This is a genomic window from Modestobacter italicus (assembly GCF_019799965.1).
Taxonomy (GTDB): domain Bacteria; phylum Actinomycetota; class Actinomycetes; order Mycobacteriales; family Geodermatophilaceae; genus Modestobacter; species Modestobacter italicus_A.
On sequence record NZ_JABGCJ010000009.1, the window covers coordinates 79292 to 100526 of the forward strand.

Here is a 21235-nt window from a genome sequence, read left to right on the forward strand (position 1 = left end):
GACATGCCGCGGGAACAGGGGCGGAAGCTCATCGCCCAGAACAAGAAGGCGCGGCACGACTACTCCATCCTCGACACCTACGAGGTGGGCCTGGTGCTCACCGGCACCGAGGTGAAGAGCCTGCGTGCCGGTCGTGCCTCGCTGGTCGACGGCTTCGCCACGGTCGACCAGGGCGAGGTGTGGCTGCAGCACGTGCACATCCCCGAGTACACCGAGGGCACCTGGACCAACCACGCCCCGCGGCGCAAGCGGAAGATCCTCATGCACCGCGCCGAGATCGAGAAGCTGATCGGCAAGACCAAGGAGGGCGGGCTCTCGCTCGTCCCGCTGGACCTGTACTTCAAGGACGGCAAGGTCAAGGCCACCCTCGCGCTGGCGAAGGGCAAGAAGAGCTACGACAAGCGTCAGGACCTCGCCGAGCGTGACTCCCGCCGGGAGATGGAACGCGCCTTCGGCCGCTACGTGAAGGGCCGCAGATGAGGGGCATCGCCTACGACCGGTTCGGGGACGAGTCGGTCCTGCAGTTGCGCGACGACCTGCCCGAGCCGCCGGTCGGGCCGGACACGGTGCTGGTCCGCACCCGCGCGACCGGGGTCAACCCGGTCGACATGGGCATCCGGGAAGGCCACCTCGCCGGCTTCTTCCCGCACCACTTCCCGATCGTGCCGGGCTGGGACCTCGCCGGCGTCGTCGAGCAGGTCGGGCCCGCGGTCGTCGACTTCGCCCCCGGTGACGAGGTCTTCGGCTACCTGCGCCGGGACGACGTCCAGTGGGGGACGGCGGCGGAGCTGGTGCCCGCGCCGCAGCGTTGCCTGGCGCACAAGCCCGAGTCGCTGGGCTTCACCGAGGCCGCCGCGGTACCGCTGGCCGGGCTGACCGCCTACCAGGCGCTGACCGAGGCCCTCGACGTCCAGGAGGGCGACCGGGTGCTGGTGCACCGGGCCGCCGGTGGGGTCGGCTTCTTCGCCGTCCAGATCGCCGCCGCGCTCGGCGCGCACGTGATCGGCACGGCCAGCCCGCGCAACCACGGCTTCCTCCGGGACGCCGGCTGCGCCGAGGTGCTCGACTACGCCGGCGGGCCCATCTCCGGGCAGTTGTCCGAGCGGGTCGACGCGGTGCTCGACCTGGTCGGCGGCCCGGCGCTGGGCGACGCCCCCGACCAGGTGAGGTCCCCGGCGCGGATCGCCAGCGTGGTCGACCCGGTGGTGCGTGACCTCGGCGGCCGCTACGTGTTCGTCCGCCCCGAGCAGCACGACCTCGAGGAGCTCGGCCGGATGGCCGACGCCGGCCAGCTGCGGGTGCACATCGCCCGCACCTTCCCGCTGGCGCAGACCGTCGACGCCCAGCGGCTGGTGGCCGAGGGGCACGTGCGCGGCAAGGTCGTCGTCACGCTCGACTGAGTGGACGGCTCCGTCGGCACCTAGGGTCGGCCCCGTGGTCGCTCCGCCCGCCGATGACGCCGACGTCCCGCGGTACTGGCGTGAGCTGGGGCTGCCCGGCCTGGTCGACGTGCACGTGCACTTCCTGCCCGAGCGGGTGCAGGCCAAGGTGTGGCAGTACTTCGCCGAGGCGGAGGCGCACTACGGCGACCCGTGGCCGGTCACCTACGCGCTGCCCGAGGCCGAGCGGCTCGCCGTCCTGGAGCGGCTCGGCGTCCGGGCGTTCCCGACGCTGCCCTACCCGCACAAGCCGGGGATGGCGGCGTGGCTGAACGACGAGGCCGCCGCCTTCGCGGCCGAGCACCCGCAGGTGCTGCACTCGGCGACCTTCTACCCGGAGCCGGACGCAGCGCGGTACGTGGCGGAGGCGCTGGACGCCGGGGCGCGGGTGGTCAAGGTGCACGTGCAGATCGGCCGCTTCGACCCGCGGGACCCGCTGCTGGAGCCGGTGTGGGCGCGGCTGGCCGAGACCGGCACCCCGGTGGTCATCCACTGCGGCTCGGGTCCGCTGGTGGGGGAGCACACCGGGCCGGTGCCGATGGCCGGGCTGCTGGAGCGCCATCCGCAGCTGCAGCTGGTGATCGCCCACCTCGGCATGCCCGAGTACGCGGCGTTCCTGGACCTGGCCGAGCGCTACGAGCGGGTCCACCTGGACACCACGATGTTCGCCACCGACTTCACCGAGCGCCGGATGCCCTTCGACCGCGCGCTGCTGCCCCGGTTGGCCGCGCTGCGGGACAAGGTGCTGCTGGGCAGCGACTTCCCGTCGATCCCGTACCCCTACGCCCACCAGCTGGCCGCGCTGCACCGACTGGAGCTGGGCGAGGATTGGCTGCGGGCGGTGCTCTGGCACAACGGTGCCCGGCTGTTCGGGGTCACCCCCTAGCCTGGATCTTGTGAACCCCGCACCGCTGGCCCTGCCCGAGGGCCTCTCCGCCCGCCCGATCCGACCGGACGACGTCGTCGCCGTCGCCGAGCTGCTCACCGCCGCCGAGGCGGTCGACGACACCGGCGCGCACGAGTCGCCGGAGGACCTGACCGGGTTCTGGGTCAACGAGCTGGTCGACCTGGAGCTGGACAGCCGCCTGGTCACCACCGCGGACGGCGAGGTCGTCGGCTGGGCCACGGCGATCGCCCCGCCCACGTTCCGGGACGCCTACGGGGTGCACCTGGAGGGCCGGGTGCACCCGCAGTGGCGGGGCCGGGGGATCGGCCGCGCGCTGCTGGACTGGCAGCTGGCTCGGGGGGAGCAGCTGCACGCCGAGCGCCACCCCGAGGCCCCGGCCCGGCTGACGGTCACCGCCTACACCTCGATGGCCGACCTCACCGCGCTGCTGCGCCGGGCCGGTCTGGTGGAGGCGCGGTGGTTCTTCCACATGGAGCGGCCGCTCACCGATCTCCCCGAGCCGCGCGCCGTGCCGGGGGTGGAGCTGGTGCCCTTCACCTGGGAGCGGGACGACGAGGTGCGCCGGGCGCACAACGCCGCGTTCACCGAGCACTACGGCTCCAGCGAGCGGGACGTCACCTCCTGGCAGGTGATGTTCACCGGGTCACGCAGCTTCCGCCCCGACCTGTCGGTGCTCGCCGTCGAGGACGGCGCGGTGATCGCCTACGTGCTGGCCTACGTGTACGAGGCGAACACCGCCGCGACCGGGCACCGGGAGAGCTACTTCGGCCAGATCGGGGTGCTGCCGACGGCCCGCGGGCGTGGCCTGTCCAAGGCGGCGATCGTGCAGGCGCTGCGGGTGGCCGCCGAGCACGACTGCGCGGCCGCCGGCCTGCAGGTGGACAGCGAGAACGTCACCGGCGCACTGGGGCTGTACGAGAGCCTCGGGTTCGCCACCAGCCGCACCGAGGTCTCCTGGTCGCGGCACCTGGCCCCGCTGCGCTGAGGCCCCGGACGCACGACGGCGCCGGTGGTCCGAGGAGGACCACCGGCGCCGTCGCGTGCGGAGCTGCTGCGGTCAGACCGCCAGGGCGGCCTCGGCGGGCAGGTCGTCCTTCTTGGCCCGGATCAGCACGATGCTGATCACCAGTGCGACGGCGAGGAAGACCGCGGCCCAGATGAAGGCCACGTGGTAGCCGTGCACGAACGCCGCCCCCGGGGCCGCCCCCGGGTTGTCGGCGAGGTAGCCGGTGACGGCCGAGGCGTAGAAGGTGTTCAGCAGGGCCAGGCCCAGTGAGCCGCCGACCTGCTGGCTGGTGTTCAGCACCGCCGAGGCGATGCCGGCGTCGTGGCTCTCCACGCCGACCAGCGCGGTGCTGGACGCCGGGACGAACACCGCGGCCATGCCGAGGCTGATGGCCAGCTCGGCGGGCAGCACCTCGGTGACGTAGGAGCTGGTCTCCCCGATGCCGGTCAGCCAGAGCATGCCGACCGCGGCGAGCAGCAGCCCACCGATGATCAGCGGCCGCGGCCCGACCCGGGGGAGGACCTGGGAGACGATGCCGGCGCCCAGGATGATGCCGCCGCTGAAGGGCAGGAAGGCGAACCCGGACTCCAGCGGGCTGTAGCCCAGGGTCTGCTGGAAGTAGAAGGTCAGGAACAGGAAGATCGCGAAGATCCCCGCCCCGACCAGCAGGAAGACCAGGTAGGACCCGCCGCGGTTGCGGTCCAGGACCACGCGCAGCGGCAGCAGCGGGTGGCTGGCGCGCCGCTCGTAGAGCACGAACGCCACCAGCAGGACGGCGGCGGCGGCCAGCAGGGTCAGGGTGACCGGGTCGGTCCAGCCCACGCCCTCCTCGGCGGCCTTGCTGAAGCCGTAGACCAGGCTGACCAGCCCGGCGGTCGACAGCAGCACGCCGGGGACGTCGTAGCGGCGGTCTCCCTCGGCCCGGCTCTCCTTGACCAGGCCGATCGCGAAGACGGCGGTGACCAGCGCGATCGGCACGTTGACGCCCAGCGTCCAGCGCCACGAGGCGTACTCGGTGAGCACGCCGCCGAGGATCAGGCCGATGGCAGCGCCACCGCCGGAGATGGCCCCGAAGACACCGAAGGCGCGGGCCCGCTCCTTGGGGTCGGTGAAGGTGACGGCCAGCAGCGACAGCGCGGCCGGGGCGAGCAGCGCCGCGAACCCGCCCTGCAGGGCGCGAGCGGCGAACAGCAGCTCCTGGTTGGGGGCCAGGCCGCCCAGCGCCGACGCGCCGGCGAAGCCGGCCAGGCCGATCAGGAAGGCGCGCTTGCGGCCGATGAAGTCGGCGATCCGCCCGCCCAGCAGCAGCAGGCCGCCGAAGGCGAGGGTGTAGGCGGTGACGACCCACTGGATGTTGGCGGCGGTGATGTCGAGGTCGAGCCCGGCGTCGGGGAGGGCGATGTTCACGATCGAGGCGTCCAGCACGACCATCAGCTGGGCGACGGCGATGACCGCCAGGGCCAGCCAGCGGCGGGGGTCGGGGCCCTCGACGGCTGGTGCGGTCGACGGCAGGGCCGACGTGATCGGTGCGGCGGGTGCCGCGGCCGCCGGTGGGGGCAGGTCGGGGACGCCGGCCCCCGGCGGGGTGAGGGTGCTGTCTGCGGGCATGGCGGAGCCGTCCTTCCTGCGCAGCGCGCAGTGACGAGTGAGCAGAGGGGAGGGGTGCACGGAGGGCGCGGCCGGCGGCGGTGCGCGGTCGTGTCGACGTCATGACGAGTCGGGCGGCACGGCTGTGCCAGCTCGGTCGTGTCGGGGCGGTCGGGTGTCCGGCGTCAGTGCCGGCAGGAGGAGATCAGCTCACGGGGTGGGCGAGTCCTGCGCCGGCCCAGCGCAGGCAGGTCCGCACCAGCTCCAGGAGCTCGTCGAAGGAGTCGTCGGGGTCCCATGCCTCGACCGCGGTCATGAACGCGGCCAGGGCGGTGTTGAAGACCAGGGCGGTCCGGAGCTCGTCACCGTCGGGGAGGCGGCGGGAGATCCAGGCGCGGAGGTCGGGCGCGAAGCTGTCACAGCTGCCGCGCGCGGAGTTCGCCAGGCCCGGACAGTCCTGGACCACCCGCTTCTGCACGGGCAGCCACTCGGGGAGCAGTCGGGCGACGTCGACGAACAGCTCGGTCAGCGCCTCCCACAGCGGGCGGTCGTCGTGCACGCCGTCCTCGAGGAGCGCCCGCCACTGCTGCAGTTCGAGCGGGTCCAGGTCGAAGGCGACGGCTTCCTTGCTGGGGAAGTAGCTGAAGAAGGTGGTGCGGGAGACGCCGGCCTCGGTGGCGATGTCCTCCACGCTGACGGCGTCGAAGCCGCGCTCGCTGATCAGGCGCAGCGCGGCGGAACGGATGGTGCGCCAGGCCGCGAGCTTCTTGCGCTCCCGCAGCCCCATGACGACGTCCACGGGGCAGCGCGGTGCGCTCGCTGCCTTCGCTGACCTCGCCATGAGCGAGAACGTAGACCCAAAGCTGAACTCAGTACAAGTTCGCACTGCGTCCGCTTTCGTTCCGTCCCCTGACCGGGTGACCGGCCGCGCCCCGACCGGCGTCGCCCCCGCATCGCCGGGGACCCGCCGTCCGGTGCGGCCATGTTGGCGAACATGGCCGTGGGGGAGGGGGAGCGCGTACCGTGGTCGTGATGCGGAGCACACGGCGGGCGGCTCTCACGCTGGCCACCGCGCTGGGCGTGCTCGCCGTCGCGTCGCCGGCCGGTGCCGCCGAGGTGACCGCGCCCTCCACGGTGGGCTACGACGTCTCGTACCCGCAGTGCGACACCGAGCTGCCCGACGACGCCGCCTACGCCGTCATCGGGGTCAACGGCGGCATCGCGACCACGGAGAACCCCTGCCTGGCCGACCAGTGGGAGTGGGCGCACCGCTCGTCCGGCGCGGTGTCGGCCCAGCCGCGCGCGCAGCTCTACGTCAACACCGCCAACCCCGGTGAGGTGCGCGAGCAGGTGAGCACCTGGCCGCGCTCGGGGGTGAACCGGTACGGCGTGTGCGACGGGGAGAACAGCGCCGCCTGCTCCTACGAGTACGGCGTCGACCGGGCCGAGGACGACGTCCGGATGGTGCTCGACACGCTCGGGGACCTCCCCGGCGACGCAGCGGTCACCGACGCCGACCTCGCGGGCCTGCGCTGGTGGCTGGACGTCGAGACGATGAACACCTGGCAGACCGACGGCACGCAGGCGCGGCGGAACAACCGGGCCACCCTGGAGGGCATGGCCGACCACCTGACGTCGGTCGGCGGTGAGGTCGGGCTCTACTCGACCGGCTACCAGTGGGGCCGGATCGTCGGCGACGTGCCGCGGTGGAGCAGCCTCTACGACCTCGACAGCTGGCTGGCCGGGGCGCAGAGCTGGGTGGGCGCGGTGGACAACTGCCGCGACGAGCCGCTGGTCGGCGGTGGCCAGGTGGTGCTCACCCAGTACGTCGTCGACGACCTGGACCACGACCACTCGTGCGCGCTGCCCCAGGACGACGGTGGCGCGCCGTGGACCCCGGGGGCGCCGCGCTGACTGGCTAGGGTGCCCGGCATGGTCAGTGCCGATCACCCCGCCGTCCCGCCGGCCCCCGACCTGCGGCTGGTCAGCCGGGCGCACCGGCGGCTGGAGCCGCTGCACTCGCACGTGTACTTCGCCCCGGAGACCGACCAGGAGCTGACGGCGATCGGCATCCGGCCGGGGCGGATGGTCTACTTCGCCGGCCGGGCGGCGGCGATGGGCGCGGTGGGCCCCGGCGTGGTGACGGCGACCTTCGCCAACTTCGCCCCCTCGATCGTGGCCCGCCACCTGCCGCGCGCCTGGACGCTGGCCTCCCCGGAGCAGGTGCTCACCGCCCGCACCGCGGCCGCCCGCGCGTCGCTCACCCGGCTGCTGGGCGGGGTCGACGGCCCGGAGCTGGCCGAGCTCGCCGAGCTGCTGCGCGAGGCGTGCACCGCGCTGACCCCGGAGGGGCGTCCGCTCTACGCCGCACACGCCGACCTGCCCTGGCCCGACGAGCCGGTGCTGCAGGTGTGGCACGCGGTCACCCTGCTGCGCGAGCACCGCGGCGACGGGCACGTGCTCAGCGTGGTGCGGCACGGGCTTACCGGGCTGGAGGCGCTGATCACCCACACGCTGACCGGGCGTGGGTTCACCCAGGAGTCGGCGCAGCTGTCCCGCGGCTGGTCCGACGAGGAGTGGGCGGCGGCGCTGGCCGGGCTCACCGACCGGGGGCTGGTCGCCGACGGCGCGCTCACCGCGGCCGGCGAGCAGCTGCGCACCGAGCTGGAGCAGGAGACCGACGCGCTCTCCGCGGCGCCCTTCGTGCACCTGGGTGCGGCCCGCACCGAGCGGGTCGCCGAGCTCGGCGGTGCACTGACCGGGCGGCTGCTGGCCGCCGGCGCGTTCCCGGCCGGCCTCCTCGCCCGGGCGTGACCGGCGCCCGGCTGCCGGACGCCGACGAGGGCGGGCCGGCCGCGGAGGTGCTGCGCGCCCGGCGCGGGGGAGAGCTGTCGGCGCTGGACCGGCTGCTGCTGCACAGCCCGGCGGTCGCCGAGGGGTGGAGCGCACTGCTGGGGGCGCTGCGCAACGCCACCACGCTGACGCCGGACCTCACCGAGCTGGTGGTGCTGCGGATCGCGGTGCTCAACGACGCGCCCTTCGAGTGGGCCGCGCACGAGCCGGCGGCCCGCCGGGCCGGCGTCACCGAGGAGCAACTGGCCGCACTGCGGTCCCCGGGCGGGGTGCCGGGCGCGGCGTTCTCCCCGCTGCAGTCGGCCGTGCTGCGGTTCACCGACGCGTCCACCCGGCAGGTCGCCGTCCCCGACGAGCTCTTCGACGAGGTGCGGGGTCACCTGGACGACCGCCAGGTGGTCGAGCTGGTGGCCACCGTCGGCGGCTACGCGATGGTCTCCCGGTTCCTGGTCGCGCTGCAGGTGCCGCCGCCGGCCGGTGAGGTCGCCGGCTGAGCCGGCACGAGTCGTTCACCACCCGGTCGGGCGGCAGGGGTGTCGACCCGCCGTCCGGCGTGTCACGATGGACGACGGCCTGCGGAGCGCCGCGGGCCGTCGACGGACGGTGGGAGGTGACCGGGCAGATGCGCAGCGAGCCCCCCAGTCACAGTCCCGAGGTCCCCTCCCGCTGACGCCCCCGGTCCGCCCCTGACCGGGGTGGGTGCGGCGCGCGGGGACCTCTCCGGTGCCCCCCGCCCTGCTGTCCCCGGGAGTCCGTCGTGAGCGACCGTCGCCGCACCGCCCTGTCCACCCTCACGCTCCGCCCGCGTCCGCGGCCGGTGGTGTCCTCGCGCCCGCCGGAGCCGGCTCCGCCCGCCGTTCCGCCGGAGCGGCAGTCGCGGATGGTGGACAACGCCGTCTACTCCGCCGGGCGGCGGATCGCCACGCCGGCGTCGGCGGCGGAGAGCCACGAGTGGCTGACCGAGGGGTTCGACGACCGGATGGTCTGGCTGGGGCTCTACCGCCCCGAGCCCGCCGAGCTCGGTGAGCTGGCCGAGCAGTACGACCTGCCCGACCTCGCGGTCGAGGACGCCATCCACGCCCACCAGCGGCCGAAGTTCGAGCGCTACGGCGACACGCTGTTCGTCGTCCTCAAGGCCGCCCGCTACCTGGACGCCGCCGAGGAGGTGGAGTTCGGCGAGCTGCACCTGTTCCTGGGCAAGGACTTCGCCATCACCGTGCGGCACAGCGAGTCCCCGGACCTCTCCCGGGTGCGCCGCCGGCTGGAGAGCTCCCCGGAGCTGCTGGCCCGCGGCAGCGAGGCGGTGCTCTACGCGATCCTGGACGCCGTCGTCGACGGGTACGCACCCGTCGTCGCCGGGCTGGACAAGGACATCGACGAGATCGAGGTCGAGGTCTTCCGCGGTGACCCGCAGGTGTCGCGGCGCATCTACGAGCTGTCCCAGGAGGTCGTGGACTTCCAGCGGGCGGTGCAGCCGCTCAGCGGCATCCTGGCCGCCATCACCGCCGGGTTCGAGAAGTACGGGGTGGACGAGGAGCTGCGCAGCTACCTGCGTGACGTCGCCGACCACGTCACCTCGGTCACCGAGCGGGTGGAGGGCTTCCGGCTGCAGCTGCGCGACATCCTCACCGTCAACGCCACGCTGGTCGCCCAGCGGCAGAACGAGGAGATCCGCGAGCTCACGGTGACCAGCCTGGCGCAGGGCGAGGAGGTCAAGAAGATCTCCGCCTGGGCCGCCATCCTGTTCGCCCCCTCGCTGGTGGGCGGGGTGTACGGGATGAACTTCGAGCACATGCCCGAGACCCGGTGGCAGTACGGCTACCCCATGGCGCTGGTGCTGATGTTCCTGGTCAGCGCAGTGCTCTACGTCGTCTTCAAGCGCCGCGACTGGATCTAGGGAACACGGGCGGCCTGGAGCCGGTTAGACTGGCCGGACAACTACACAGGGGGGCGATTGGTCTCGACTGCGGTCGTCTGACCAGGGGAAGCGAGCCGAGGAAGGCAACGATGATCTCGTTAACCATGCGTTGCAAAAACACAAGCGCCGATTCCAATCAGCGCGACTTCGCTCTCGCTGCCTGACGGCAGCTAGGCGAGTCTGTCAGCCCGGGTTCGTCATCGGCCCGGATCCTGGCATCAGCTAGATGACTCACCGCACGCATCGGTCGCGGTTGCGTGTGGGACAACAAACAGCGACTGGGCCCGTCATCCCGACTCGTTCGTGAGATCGGGAGGGCCGAGCAGAGGCAGAGCGAACTGCGCTCGGAGAAGCCCTGGTGATGCGTCGCAGGACGCGGGTTCGATTCCCGCCGCCTCCACCGCGGGGTGCTCCCGAGGAGCTGGGTCCCAGGACCTGCTGCTCGGGGCACCCGATGGTGTTGCCCCCGTTCCACCACGAAGGGCCCGGTCAGCTGACCGGGCCCTTCGTGCGTCCACGTCTCGTCGCGACCGGGCTCAGTGGGGGACCGACCACGCCCGGGGTGCTGGCATCCTCTCCTGGACGGCAGGACGCCGACCGGTGCGCGGGCCGGTGGCACACGACGCGGGAGGTCGCATGAGCACGACGTCGGAGGGCGCCACGGCGCAGCCCGAGCAGGAGCGCCGGCGGGGCGGGTTCAGCTCCCGGCGGGTGTTCATCCTGGCGGCGATCGGGTCGGCCGTCGGGCTGGGCAACATCTGGCGGTTCCCCTACGTCGCCTACGAGAACGGCGGCGGCGCCTTCGTGCTGCCCTACCTGGTCGCGCTGCTGACCGCCGGCATCCCGTTCCTGCTGCTGGACTACGCGATCGGCCACCGTCACCGCGGGTCCGCGCCGCTGTCCTTCGCCCGGCTGCGCCGCGGCGCCGAGGGGCTCGGCTGGTGGCAGGTGGGCATCTGCTTCCTCATCGCCATCTACTACGCGGCGGTCATCGCCTGGGCGCTGCGGTACACGTTCTTCTCCCTCGACCAGGCGTGGGGCGCCGACCCCGAGGGCTTCTTCTTCGGCGAGTTCCTCCAGGCCGGGGACGTGCAGGTCACCGCGGACGTCGTCCCGGGGGTGCTCGTGCCGCTGGTGCTCGTCTGGCTGGCCGTCCTGGTGATCATGGCCCTGGGCGTGCAGCGCGGGATCGGGGCGACCTCGCTGGTCTTCATCCCGGTGCTGGTCCTGGCCTTCGCCGCCCTCGTGGTCCAGGCGCTGCTGCTGCCGGGCGCCGGCGCCGGCCTCGACGCGCTCTTCACGCCCGACTGGTCGGCGCTCACCTCGGCCTCGGTGTGGGCGGCCGCGTTCGGCCAGATCTTCTTCTCGCTGTCGGTCGGCTTCGGCATCATGATCACCTACGCCTCCTATGTCGGCCGCCGCGAGGACATGGTCGGCTCCGGCCTGGTCGTCGGCTTCGCGAACTCCGGCTTCGAGCTGCTCGCCGGCATCGGCGTCTTCGCGGCCCTGGGCTTCATGGCCCAGGCCAACGGGGTCGCCGTCGACGAGGTGGCCAGCGACGGGATCGGCCTGGCCTTCGTCGCCTTCCCGGCGATCATCAGCGAGGCCCCGGCCGGTGCCCTCCTGGGCGTCCTGTTCTTCGGGTGCCTGGTCATCGCCGGCATCACCTCGCTGGTCAGCGTGATCGAGGTGGTGATCTCCGCCGTCCGCGACAAGTTCGACACCAGCCGGCTCACCGCGACCCTCGCGGTCGGCGTCCCGGCGGCGGTGCTGAGCCTGGTGCTGTTCAGCACGACCAGCGGCATCTACGTGCTCGACGTCGTCGACCACTTCGTCAACCAGTACGGCATCCTCGTCGTGGCGCTGGTGAGCATGCTGGCCGTCTCCTGGGCGCTGCGGGCCCTGACCGGTCTCGGCGACCACCTCAACGTGCACGGCCGTCCCCGGGTCGGCACCGGCTGGCGCCTGCTGACCAGCGTCGTGGCCCCGGCGGCCCTCGCCGTCGTCCTGGTGCTGGCGCTGCGGGACGACCTCGCCACGGCTTACGAGGACTACCCGAGCTGGCTGCTGCTCGTCTTCGGCTGGGCGCTGGTCGTGGCCCTGCCGCTGGTCGGCTTCCTGGTGGCCCGGCTGCCGTGGCGCGCCGGCACGCACCTGGACGGGCCGCCACCCGGCTCCGACCCGGCGACCCCGCTGGGCGCGACCACCACCGGGCACGACGAGGGAGGAACCCGATGAGCACCGCCGCGATCGTGATGATGGTGGTGGCGATGACCGTGATCTGGGGCGGCCTCGCCCTGGCGATGGTCAGCCTGGTCCGACACGGCGCGGTCGAGGACCGCACCGAGAACGTCCGCCGGGACCTCTGAGCCCGCTGGTCCGGGACGTCGTTTCGACCCTCGGAGCGCGGGCACCGGGGGACCATGACCGGACCTGCCCGATGAGCGTGCGAAGCCGGCTGGAACGCACCCTGGGGGCCGTCGAGCGGCTCCAGGTGCTGGACGGCCCGGGCTACCAGCTCGAGCACGGCGTCGCCCTGACCTACCTGCTCCCCGGCCGGTACGCCCGACCGCTGCAGGACCTGCTGCACGGGGTGTGGCTGGGCCACCCGCTGCACCCCGCGCTGGTCACCGTGCCGGTGGGGTCGTGGACGGCGGCGCTGGTCCTCGACGGCCTGGACGCGACCGGTCGCGGTGGCCCGGGCACCGGCGCGGCGGCCCGGACGGCGGTCGGCGTCGGCGTGGCCGGGGCGGTGGCGTCCGCGGCGAGCGGTCTCACCGACTGGCAGCACGCGCACGACGGTGCCCGCCGGGTCGGGCTGGTGCACGCCGGGCTGAACAGCACCGCGCTCGCGCTCTACGCCTGGTCCTTCGCCGACCGGGGACGGCGCCGGCCGAGGCGCGCCCGGGTCACGGCGGCGGCCGGGTTCGCGCTGACGTTGGCCAGCAGCTGGCTGGGTGGGGCGCTGTCCTACCGGCACGGGCTCGGCACCGACCACGCCGACCGCAGCCCGGAGCCGCGCCGGTTCACGCCCGTGCTGGCCGAGTCCGAGCTCGTCGACGGCGAGCCGGTCGGGGCGACCGTGGACGGCGTCCCGGTGGTGCTGATCGCGCAGGGCGGCGAGGTGCACGCCGTGGGCGGCACCTGCCCGCACCTCGGGGCGCCGCTGGGCGAGGGGTGGCTGCACCGCGGGGAACTGGTCTGCCCGTGGCACGGGTCGCGGTTCGACCTGGCCACCGGGGAGCCTGCGCAGGGCCCGTCCACCGCGCCGCTGCCGTGCTTCGACGTGCGGCGGCACGACGGCCGGGTCGAGGTGCGACGGCGGGCGAACTGGCGGGGTCCCACCGCCACCACGACGGTCGAGGAGGCGTCCCGATGAAGGCCGACCAGGTGCTGATCGCCCACCACGACGTGCTGCGAGGGCTGCTGCGGCAGCTCACCGAGACGACCGACGGCCAGACCGCGGAGCGCCGCCGGCTGCGTGACGAGCTGCTGCGCGAGCTGGAGGTGCACACCCAGATCGAGGACGAGCTGTTCTACCCCGCCGTCCGGGACGTGTCGCCGCTGCTCTCCCAGGCCCACGCCGAGCACCGGCAGATCGACGACCAGCTGGCCACCGTGATGCGCACCCCCGTGGACGACCCGGAGTTCGGCACGGAGGTGCGGATGCTGTCCGCGACGCTGCACCACCACACCTTCGAGGAGGAGGAGCGGATGTTCCCCCAGTCGCATGCGCTGGGCGACGAGCGGCTCGAGCAGCTCGGCCGGCAGCTGCAGGCGCGACAGGAGGAGCTGTCCCGGTCCGGTGCCATGCGGCTGATCGTGCGGCTCAAGCGGATGACGTTGCGGCTCGTCTGACCCCCCTGGGGTACAGCAGGCTGTACTCCTGCGCCGGTTCGCTGTCCCCGGCCGGTCCTGCGTCCTACCGTCGGCAGCCGTGAGGACGACGGGGCGGCGGGGGGTGACTCGCGAGCGGGGCGCCGTGACGCGCACCGCGGGCGCGACCCTCGCGTCGCTGGAGCAGCTGCCGGGTGCGCTGGGCACCGGCCTGCTCGCCCTCGGCGCCCTGCTGTTCCTCCTCGCCGCCGCGGTCACCAGCCTCGTCGGGGTCGGGCTCCTCGCGCTGCCGAGCGCGCTGCGGGGCGTGCGCGCCGTGGCCGATCGGGAGCGCGGCCGGCTCGGACGCTGGGGGCCGGAACCGGTGGGCCCCGGTCCGCTGCCGGAGCCGGTGCGTGCGGCCCGCACCGACCCGGCGCTGCGCCGGGAGCTGCGCTGGCTGGTCGGCCACGCGACCGTCGGCCTGCTGCTGTCCGCGCTCGGTGTGCTGCTGCCGCTGTACGCCTTCCGCGACCTCAGCTTCCCGCTGTGGTGGTGGGCCGTCCCGCGCGAGGCCGCCACCGACTCGCTCGCGTTCTGGTACGTCGACGACTGGGGCGGGGCCGGCCTCGTCGTCCTGCTCGGTCTGCTCTGGACGGCGCTGGCCGTGCTGCTCATCCGGCCGATCGCCCGGTACCTGGCCGCCCGTGGCCGGCGGCTGCTGGACACCACCCCCTCGGACCTGTCGTTGCGGGTCAGCCAGCTGACCGCCACCCGCGCCGCCGCGCTCGACGCGCACGCCACCGAGCTGCGCCGGATCGAGCGCTCGCTGCACGACGGCACGCAGAACCGGCTGGTCGCGGTGACCGTGCTGCTCGGCGCGGCCCGCCGGGCGGTGCCCCGCGACCCGGTCGCCGCCGACGAGATGCTGGAGAAGGCGCAGGCCGCGGCCGAGCAGGCGCTGGCCGAGCTGCGCTCGGTGGCCCGAGGCATCCTGCCCCCCGTCCTCGCCGACCGCGGCCTGGCCGGTGCACTGAGCGGGCTCGCGGCCACCTCGGCCGTGCCGTGCCGGGTGGACGTCGACGTCCCGGTGCGCTGCGCGGCCTCGGTGGAGGCCACCGCCTACTTCCTGGTCGCCGAGGCGCTGACCAACACCGCCCGGCACAGCGGGGCCGGCCGGGTCGACGTCACCGTGCAGGCCCGCGACGGGCGGTTGTGCGTCACCGTCACCGACGACGGCGCCGGCGGCGCGATCGAGGGCGGCGGCTCCGGTCTGGTCGGCATCCGCCGCCGGGTCGAGGCGCACGACGGCACGCTCACCGTGACCAGCCCACCCGGTGGCCCGACCACCCTGACCGCGGAGCTGCCGTGCGGATCGTGATCGCCGAGGACGACGCCCTGCTGCGGGAGGGCCTGGCCCTGCTGCTGCGCGCCGAGCAGTTGGACGTCGTCGCCACCGCCGGCACCCCGGGGGAGTTCCTGACCGCGCTGGACGAGCACCGGCCCGACGTGGCGATCGTCGACGTCCGGATGCCGCCCACGCACACCGACGAGGGCATCGTCGCCGCGGTGGAGGCCCGGCGGCGGCAGCCGGAGCTGGCGGTGCTGGTGCTGTCGGCCTACGTCGAGCAGTCCTTCGCCACCGAGCTGCTCGCCGGTGGCGCGGCCCGGCTGGGCTACCTGCTCAAGGAGCGGGTCGGCCGGGTGACGGAGTTCCTCGGTGCGCTGCACCGGGTGGCCGGCGGCGGGACGGCGATCGACCCGGAGGTGGTCGCCCAGCTGTTCGCCCGCACCCGCACCGACACCCGGCTGGAACGGCTCAGCCCGCGGGAGCGCGAGGTGCTGGCGCTCATGGCCGAGGGGCTGGGCAACACCGCGATCGGCGAGCGGCTGGTGGTCACCGACGGCGCGGTGCACAAGCACATCCGCAGCATCTTCGCCAAGCTCGACCTGCCGCCCGACGACCGCGCCGACCGCCGGGTCACCGCCGTCCTGCGCTACCTGGACGACGTCCGCCGCCGGGCTTGACGGCCCCGCTGCAGGGTCCCGCGGCGAGCTCGCGAGTCGTGGGGGGCAGTGGGGTCCTTCAACAGATCGCGGCGTCGACGACGTCCTCGACGTGCACGTACTGCTCGATCTCCGTGGGCAGGGCGGTGACCGCCACGACTGCGCCGCGCCCGTCCTCGGTGACCGCGCTGCGGGTCTCGTAGCCGGGGATGTCCCCGCCGTGGGTCCAGGCGGTGCCGCCGCAGCTGAGGGTGAAGGTCTGCAGCCCCAGGCCGTACAGCTCGTCACCGCGCGCCGACGCGTCCGGCGCCGGCACCGTCGTCTGCATCTCGGCCAGCAGCTCCGGGGTGAGCAGCCCGCCGTCGACCAGCGCGGTGAAGAACTCCAGCAGGTCGCCGGGGGTGGAGACCAGCTGACCGGCGGCCCAGCCGAACGACGGGTCCTGCACGCTCACGTCGACGAACTCGGCGGCCGGCCCGGTGCGGTGGTAGCCGTGCGGGTGGTCCTCCCGGAGCACCTGCTCGCCCTCGTGCGGCCAGTAGGTGTCCTCCAGGCCCAGCGGCTCGATCACCCGGGTGGTGATCTCCTCCCCGACCGGCCGGCCGGTGACCTCCTGGACCAGCAGCCCGGCCAGCACGTAGTTGGTGTTGCTGTACTGCCAGCTGGTGCCGGGTGCGGAGCTCGCCGGCCGGGCCAGCGCGATGTCCAGCAGCTGGTGCGGCTCGACGTACCGGTGCTGGTTGGCCAGGTGGTCGGCGACCAGGACGTCGACGTACTCGGGCAGCCCGCTGGTGTGCTGCAGCAGCTGGCGCACGGTGATCACCGTGCCGTCGCCGCGCGGCCCGCGGACCAGGCCGGGCAGGTAGGTCTCCACGGGTGCGTCCAGGTCGACCAGCCCCTCGCCGACCAGCTGCAGGACGACGGTGGCGACGAAGGTCTTGGTGTTGCTGGCGATCCGCACCTGGCCGTCGACCGGCACGCGCTCCCCGGTGGCCAGGTCGCCGACGCCGGCGGTGAGGTCGTGCACCCGGCCGTCGGCGCCGCGGACGGCGGCCAGCGCGGCGGGGAAGCCGTCCTCGGCGACCAGCGCGTCGAGCTCGTCCTGCACCGCGTGCGCCGGACGGTGACCGCCGCCGGCCTCGGCGGCGTCGGGGCTCAGCAGGCTGGTGGTGCCGACGGTGGTCAGCGCGGCGGCGGCGAGCAGCAGCGTCGCCCAGGTGCGGCGGGGGAGCGAGGAGGTCGGGCGGACGGGCTCGGTCTCGGGGTGCACGGTCTCGGGGGGCACGGTCTCGGGGTGCACGGTCTCGGGGGGCACGGTCTCGGGGGGCACGGACACGGGGAGCTCCTCAGGCCAGGCGGTCGTTCGGACCACCCCAGCCTCAGCGGCGCCGGCTGCCGGATCGATCCTGCTGGCAGGCCGGTCGGTGGTGGCGCAGGCTGTACCGGCGAACTCGCTCGCGCCCGCCGCCCGGGTCGGGCACTGTCGGGCCATGCCGACCGAACACCTGGTGACCGTGGCGCCCGGCGTCCAGCTGTGGGTCGAGGAGCGCGGCGCACCCGAGGCCCCCGCCGTCCTGCTGGTCATGGGCGCGGCCTCCAGCGGTCTGGTCTGGCCGGAGCCGCTGGTCGACCGGCTGGCGCGCGACCACCGGGTCATCCGCTACGACCACCGCGACACCGGCCGGTCGACCGCCGCCTTCGAGGACGCGCCGTACGCCATCCGCGACCTGGCCACCGACGCGGTCGCCGTCCTGGACGCGCTGGACGTCGAGCGGGCCCACGTGGTGGGCATGTCGATGGGCGGGCTGCTGGTGCAGCTGCTGCTGCTCGACCACCCGCACCGGCTGCGCAGCGCCACCCTCTTCTGCACCGGTGCGCTCGCCGGGGCAGGCGGGGAGCCGCCGCCCGGTCCCTCCGATGGGCTGCTGGCCTGGTGGGCCACGATGGCCGAGCCGCGGGACGAGGCGGCCGAGCTCGCCTGGCGGGTGGAGCACTGGCGGTTGCTGAACGGCAGTGGGATGCCCTTCGACCCGGTGGAGTGGCGGGAGACCGAGGAGCGGGTGCGGGCGCACTCCGGGGGCTCCCGGACGGCGGTCGCCCACGCGTCGGCCGACCAGGCCGGGCTCGACCGCGGTGCCGAGCTGGCCGGGGTCGCCGTCCCCACCCTCGTGGTCGAGGCGCCGGCGGACCCGGCCTACCCGCCGCCGAACGCACAGCACCTCGCCGCGGCCGTGGGCACGGGCTGCGGGGGCGTGCCGGCGCGGCTGGTGACCGTGCCCGGGATGGGGCACGCGCTGGCGGCGAGCGTGCTGGGCCCGTTCGGCGACGCGGTCACCGAGCACCTGACCGCGGTCGACGCCGGCGGCTGAGCGGGGAGCGGCGCAGGCTGCACCTCCCCGGAGGGGTGGGAGCGCTCCCGGGACGGTAGGAACAGGCCATGGAGTTCCGACACCTCGGCCGCAGCGGCCTCAAGATCAGCGAGATCACCTACGGCAACTGGATCACCCACGGGGGACAGGTGGAGGCCGACGCGGCCACCGCCTGCGTGCGGGCGGCGCTGGACGCCGGCATCACCACCTTCGACACCGCCGACGTCTACGCCGAGGGCCGCGCCGAGACGGTGCTGGGCAAGGCGCTGGCGGGGGAGCGGCGCAGCGGCATCGAGATCTTCAGCAAGGTCTACTGGCCGACCGGCCCGGGCGCGAACGACCGCGGCCTGTCCCGCAAGCACGTGCTGGAGTCGATCGACGGGTCGCTGCGCCGGCTGGGCACCGACTACCTGGACCTCTACCAGGCCCACCGGTTCGACTACGAGACGCCGCTGGAGGAGACGATGCAGGCCTTCGCCGACGTCGTCCGCAGTGGCAAGGCGCTCTACATCGGTGTCTCGGAGTGGCGGGCCGAGGAGATCCGGGCGGGCAAGGCGCTGGCCGACGAGCTGAAGATCCCGCTGGTGTCCAACCAGCCGCAGTACTCCGCCCTGCACCGGGTGCCCGAGGCCGAGGTCATCCCGACCTGCCGCGAGCTGGGGATCAGCCAGATCGTGTTCTCCCCGATCGCGCAGGGCGTGCTGACCGGCAAGTACCAGCCCGGCGCCGAGCCGCCGGCGGGCTCGCGGGCGACCGACCAGAAGGGCGGCGGGGCGGGCATGATCGCCCGCTGGATGGACGACGACGTGCTGGCCCGGGTGCAGGAGCTCAAGCCGATCGCCGACGACCTGGGGCTGTCGATGGCCTCGCTGGCCGTGGCCTGGGTGCTGCAGGAGGAGAACGTCGCCGCGGCGATCATCGGCGCCAGCCGGCCCGAGCAGGTCACCGACAACGTCAAGGCCTCCGGCGTCCGGCTCGACGCCGACGTCAAGCGGCAGATCGACGAGGTGCTCGCCCCGGTCGCCAACACCGACCCCTCGCTCACCAAGAGCCCGAACCCGCGCCCCTGATCCGCAGCCGGGGTGGGGGCCGGCCGGCTCCCCACCCCGGCTGCGGATCAGCCGGTGACGGCGGCGCAGGCGATCCCGGTGACCTCGTCGGCGCCAGCCTCCGCCGTCGCGGACGGGTCGGCCGGGACGGCGCTGACGATGAGCGTGGTGCCGTCCTCGTCCAGGATGTCGTCGAGCTCCAGTGCGCCCACCAGCGAGCTGATCTCCCCGACGCCGTCGTCGGTGACCACCAGCTCCGGCAGGTCCGTGTCGGGCAGCGGGTCGCCCAGCCCGGACCAGCTGCCGATGTCGGTCGGGTCGTCCGACGTGGCCGGCGCCTCGCAGGAGGCCGTGGAGTAGAGCTCCAGCGGGTGGGTGCCCGGCGGCAGGCCGTTGGCCCGCACCTGCACCTCGGCGCCGGTCTCCGCGTCGGTGAAGGTCACGTTGCCCACCCGGGTGCCCTCCGGGTCGAGCAGGTCGGCGGTCTCCTCGACCGGCACCTCCGGCTGCTCGGTGATCTCGCCCTCCTCCGCGGTGAAGCTGCCGCCAGCACCGGTCGGGTCGTCACCGCAGGCGGCGAGTGCGAGCAGCAGGGCGGCGGCGGGCAGGACGGTGGAACGCTTCACGGGGTGCTCCTCGACGGGCGGTGTCCGGTCGGCGTGGAGGTGCCCGACGCGACCGGCGGTGACACCGGGCGGGCACCGGACGTCACCAACCCGTCATCCCCGCAGGTCGCCAGCGATCAGGGGATGCGGTTGTCCGGCCGGGTGGCGGGCCCGCGGCTGGACGGTGGGCGATGGGCGGCCTGCGCAGCGTGCCGCTGCGCCTGTGCCGGGGTGATCCGGGGCAGCTCGCTGGTCAGCCAGCGCACCGGGCGCCGCTGGGCGGGGCGCCGCGCGGCGAGGAAGTCCAGCGCGATCGCCGCCGTCCAGGACTGGTCCCGGCTGCCGAGGGTCTCCCCGGTCATCGGCTGGTAGTACTCGGCGAAGTCGCAGTCGATCAGCTGCGACAGCCCGGCCAGCCGCAGCTGGTTGGCCGCCTCCGGCTCACCCGAGCGGTTCAGCGCCCAGGCCATCAGCCAGTTCAGCACCGGCCACTGCGGGCCGCGCCAGTAGGTCTGCTCCCGGAAGCCCGGCGAGGCGGGGGAGACCGAGGGGACGACGGGCCAGCGCAGCCGGGAGTGGCCGCACCAGCGCGGGCCGAGCAACAGGTCGCGCTGCCGGCGCGTGAGGGCGTCGTCCCCACCGCACAGCAGCGGGGCGAACCCGGCGGCGCTCTCCACGTCCAGCCACCGGCCGGTGCGCAGGTCCAGGTCGCGGGCCAGGCCGGTCTCGGGGTTCACCGAGCGCAGCACGCCGGTGCGGAACCGCCGGGCGATCGCCCGGGACTGCTCGACGCCGCCGGCCGTCCCCCCGCCGATGCCCAGCTCCTCGCCCATGTCGGCGAGCAGGTCGCTGGCCGCGGCCAGCAGCGCGGAGACCAGGACGTCGCCGACCACGAAGTCGCCGCTGGCCCGGTAGGCGGCGTCGTCGTAGCGCACCCGCACCTTCTGCTCGAGCAGCCACAGGTAGCGGGCGTACTCGGCGTCGGTGGGCCGCTGCGAGGGGTCGGCGACGTGCGCGAGGTCGGCCCGGACGAAGGGCGGGAGGTCGGGGCCGGGGTGCACGTTGGCGTAGGGCTCGTCCCAGCGCGGGGAGTCGTCCATCCCCGACTCCCAGCCGTGGTGGATCTCCACCAGCCCGTAGGAGTAGGGGTCGCGGGCGGTGGCCAGGTACTGGTGCCAGGCCAGCCAGGAGTCGAAGGTCTCCCGCACGAACTCCTCGGCCAGCTCCTGGTCGGCGCCGCCCTTGCGGCGGGCGTCGTGCAGGATCCGGGACAGCGCGATGACGTGGATCGGCGGCTGGCAGATGCCCGACGTGGCCACCCCGGCCGGGCGGGCCGCCGCGACCTGGGTGCGCCACCGCTCCGGCCCCGGGAAGTAGTCGCTGGGCTGGTGGAACAGGATGTGCGGGATCATCCCGGTCGCCCACTGCCCGGACAGCAGGCTGCGCAGCTCGGCCAGCGCCCGCGGCACCGACACCGTCGCGATGCCCAGCGCAACAAAGCCGGCGTCCCAGCTCCACATGTGCGGGTACAGGGTGGGCGAGGCGACGGTGAACGCACCCCGGTCGTTGGCCCGGAGCACGTAGCCGGCGCGGCCGGACATCAGCCCGATCTCCACCGCGCTCGGTTGGGACACGGTCATCTGCAGGTCCGTTCCTCTCGCCGGTCGTCGGCATCCTCA

At 74.1% G+C, this 21235-nt stretch carries 21 protein-coding genes and 1 other RNA gene; 17 read left to right on the forward strand and 5 right to left on the reverse strand.

Annotated features, from left to right (window positions below; all coding sequences use genetic code 11):
- The first annotated feature begins 3 nt into the window (after window positions 1–3).
- From smpB to HLA93_RS18935, 4 genes are read left to right on the forward strand one after another with little or no spacing between them, the layout of a single operon-like run.
- Window positions 4–480 carry an SsrA-binding protein SmpB gene (gene smpB / locus HLA93_RS18920; RefSeq protein WP_222195993.1) on the forward strand — a complete coding sequence of 159 codons (477 nt, stop codon included), beginning with the start codon at window positions 4–6 and terminating at the stop codon, window positions 478–480.
- On the forward strand, window positions 477–1400 hold the full coding sequence (locus HLA93_RS18925; protein WP_222195994.1) for an NADP-dependent oxidoreductase: 924 nt from the start codon (window positions 477–479) through the stop codon (window positions 1398–1400). Before smpB ends, HLA93_RS18925 begins: the two co-directional genes overlap by 4 nt.
- A 34-nt stretch (window positions 1401–1434) precedes the next feature.
- Window positions 1435–2325 (forward strand): amidohydrolase family protein, encoded by an 891-nt coding sequence (locus HLA93_RS18930; protein WP_222195995.1) that lies wholly within the window; start codon window positions 1435–1437, stop codon window positions 2323–2325.
- A gap of 10 nt (window positions 2326–2335) precedes the next feature.
- Window positions 2336–3331 carry a GNAT family N-acetyltransferase gene (locus HLA93_RS18935; protein WP_222195996.1) on the forward strand — a complete coding sequence of 332 codons (996 nt, stop codon included), beginning with the start codon at window positions 2336–2338 and terminating at the stop codon, window positions 3329–3331.
- Window positions 3332–3403: 72 nt separating this feature from the next.
- On the opposite strand, the gene HLA93_RS18940 is transcribed toward HLA93_RS18935, so the two are convergent.
- Together HLA93_RS18940 and HLA93_RS18945 are read right to left on the reverse strand one after the other, a co-directional pair.
- Window positions 3404–4960 carry an MFS transporter gene (locus HLA93_RS18940; protein WP_222195997.1) on the reverse strand — a complete coding sequence of 519 codons (1557 nt, stop codon included), beginning with the start codon at window positions 4958–4960 and terminating at the stop codon, window positions 3404–3406.
- Window positions 4961–5144: 184 nt separating this feature from the next.
- Window positions 5145–5780 (reverse strand): TetR family transcriptional regulator, encoded by a 636-nt coding sequence (locus HLA93_RS18945; protein WP_222195998.1) that lies wholly within the window; start codon window positions 5778–5780, stop codon window positions 5145–5147.
- 191 nt (window positions 5781–5971) lie between these two features.
- Here HLA93_RS18945 and HLA93_RS18950 point away from each other — a divergent pair, with 191 nt between their 5' ends.
- From HLA93_RS18950 to HLA93_RS19000, 11 genes are all read left to right on the forward strand, one after another.
- Complete coding sequence (locus HLA93_RS18950; RefSeq protein WP_222195999.1) at window positions 5972–6853, forward strand: hypothetical protein; 882 nt, start codon at window positions 5972–5974, stop codon at window positions 6851–6853.
- Window positions 6854–6871: 18 nt separating this feature from the next.
- Complete coding sequence (locus HLA93_RS18955; RefSeq protein ID WP_222196000.1) at window positions 6872–7753, forward strand: SCO6745 family protein; 882 nt, start codon at window positions 6872–6874, stop codon at window positions 7751–7753.
- Window positions 7750–8286: a carboxymuconolactone decarboxylase family protein gene (locus HLA93_RS18960; RefSeq protein WP_222196001.1), complete on the forward strand. Its 537-nt coding sequence runs from the start codon at window positions 7750–7752 to the stop codon at window positions 8284–8286. The genes HLA93_RS18955 and HLA93_RS18960 overlap by 4 nt, the downstream gene beginning before the upstream one ends.
- Window positions 8287–8549: 263 nt before the next feature.
- On the forward strand, window positions 8550–9689 hold the full coding sequence (gene corA / locus HLA93_RS18965) for a magnesium/cobalt transporter CorA (RefSeq protein ID WP_222196002.1): 1140 nt from the start codon (window positions 8550–8552) through the stop codon (window positions 9687–9689).
- Between the two features lie 49 nt (window positions 9690–9738).
- Window positions 9739–10113, forward strand: a transfer-messenger RNA (tmRNA) gene (ssrA, locus tag HLA93_RS18970).
- A 233-nt stretch (window positions 10114–10346) separates the two neighbouring features.
- Window positions 10347–11948: a sodium-dependent transporter gene (locus tag HLA93_RS18975; RefSeq protein ID WP_222196003.1), complete on the forward strand. Its 1602-nt coding sequence runs from the start codon at window positions 10347–10349 to the stop codon at window positions 11946–11948.
- Entirely contained in the window at window positions 11945–12079 is a 135-nt protein-coding gene (locus tag HLA93_RS18980) for a methionine/alanine import family NSS transporter small subunit (RefSeq protein WP_222196004.1), read from the forward strand. Before HLA93_RS18975 ends, HLA93_RS18980 begins: the two co-directional genes overlap by 4 nt.
- Before the next feature lie 71 nt (window positions 12080–12150).
- Window positions 12151–13089 carry a Rieske 2Fe-2S domain-containing protein gene (locus HLA93_RS18985; protein ID WP_222196005.1) on the forward strand — a complete coding sequence of 313 codons (939 nt, stop codon included), beginning with the start codon at window positions 12151–12153 and terminating at the stop codon, window positions 13087–13089.
- On the forward strand, window positions 13086–13568 hold the full coding sequence (locus tag HLA93_RS18990) for a hemerythrin domain-containing protein (protein WP_222196006.1): 483 nt from the start codon (window positions 13086–13088) through the stop codon (window positions 13566–13568). Before HLA93_RS18985 ends, HLA93_RS18990 begins: the two co-directional genes overlap by 4 nt.
- 124 nt (window positions 13569–13692) lie before the next feature.
- Window positions 13693–14907, forward strand: a complete 1215-nt coding sequence (locus HLA93_RS18995) for a sensor histidine kinase (protein ID WP_222196007.1) — start codon at window positions 13693–13695, stop codon at window positions 14905–14907.
- Entirely contained in the window at window positions 14895–15554 is a 660-nt protein-coding gene (locus tag HLA93_RS19000; protein ID WP_222196008.1) for a response regulator transcription factor, read from the forward strand. The genes HLA93_RS18995 and HLA93_RS19000 overlap by 13 nt, the downstream gene beginning before the upstream one ends.
- Window positions 15555–15612: 58 nt before the next feature.
- Here the strand turns inward: HLA93_RS19000 and HLA93_RS19005 are convergent, their stop codons facing one another.
- Window positions 15613–16869: a serine hydrolase domain-containing protein gene (locus tag HLA93_RS19005; protein WP_222196009.1), complete on the reverse strand. Its 1257-nt coding sequence runs from the start codon at window positions 16867–16869 to the stop codon at window positions 15613–15615.
- 154 nt (window positions 16870–17023) lie between these two features.
- Here HLA93_RS19005 and HLA93_RS19010 point away from each other — a divergent pair, with 154 nt between their 5' ends.
- A complete protein-coding gene (locus HLA93_RS19010; RefSeq protein WP_222196010.1) occupies window positions 17024–17902 on the forward strand; it encodes an alpha/beta fold hydrolase in 879 nt (292 codons plus the stop codon).
- A 68-nt stretch (window positions 17903–17970) separates the two neighbouring features.
- Window positions 17971–18972 (forward strand): aldo/keto reductase family protein, encoded by a 1002-nt coding sequence (locus tag HLA93_RS19015; protein WP_222196011.1) that lies wholly within the window; start codon window positions 17971–17973, stop codon window positions 18970–18972.
- Between the two features lie 47 nt (window positions 18973–19019).
- Here HLA93_RS19015 and HLA93_RS21240 read toward each other — a convergent pair whose 3' ends face one another.
- Both HLA93_RS21240 and ggh read right to left on the reverse strand, forming a co-directional pair.
- Entirely contained in the window at window positions 19020–19577 is a 558-nt protein-coding gene (locus HLA93_RS21240; protein ID WP_222196012.1) for a superoxide dismutase family protein, read from the reverse strand.
- A 116-nt stretch (window positions 19578–19693) separates the two neighbouring features.
- Window positions 19694–21196 (reverse strand): glucosylglycerate hydrolase, encoded by a 1503-nt coding sequence (ggh, locus tag HLA93_RS19025; protein ID WP_222196013.1) that lies wholly within the window; start codon window positions 21194–21196, stop codon window positions 19694–19696.
- Between the last annotated feature and the right edge of the window lie 39 nt (window positions 21197–21235).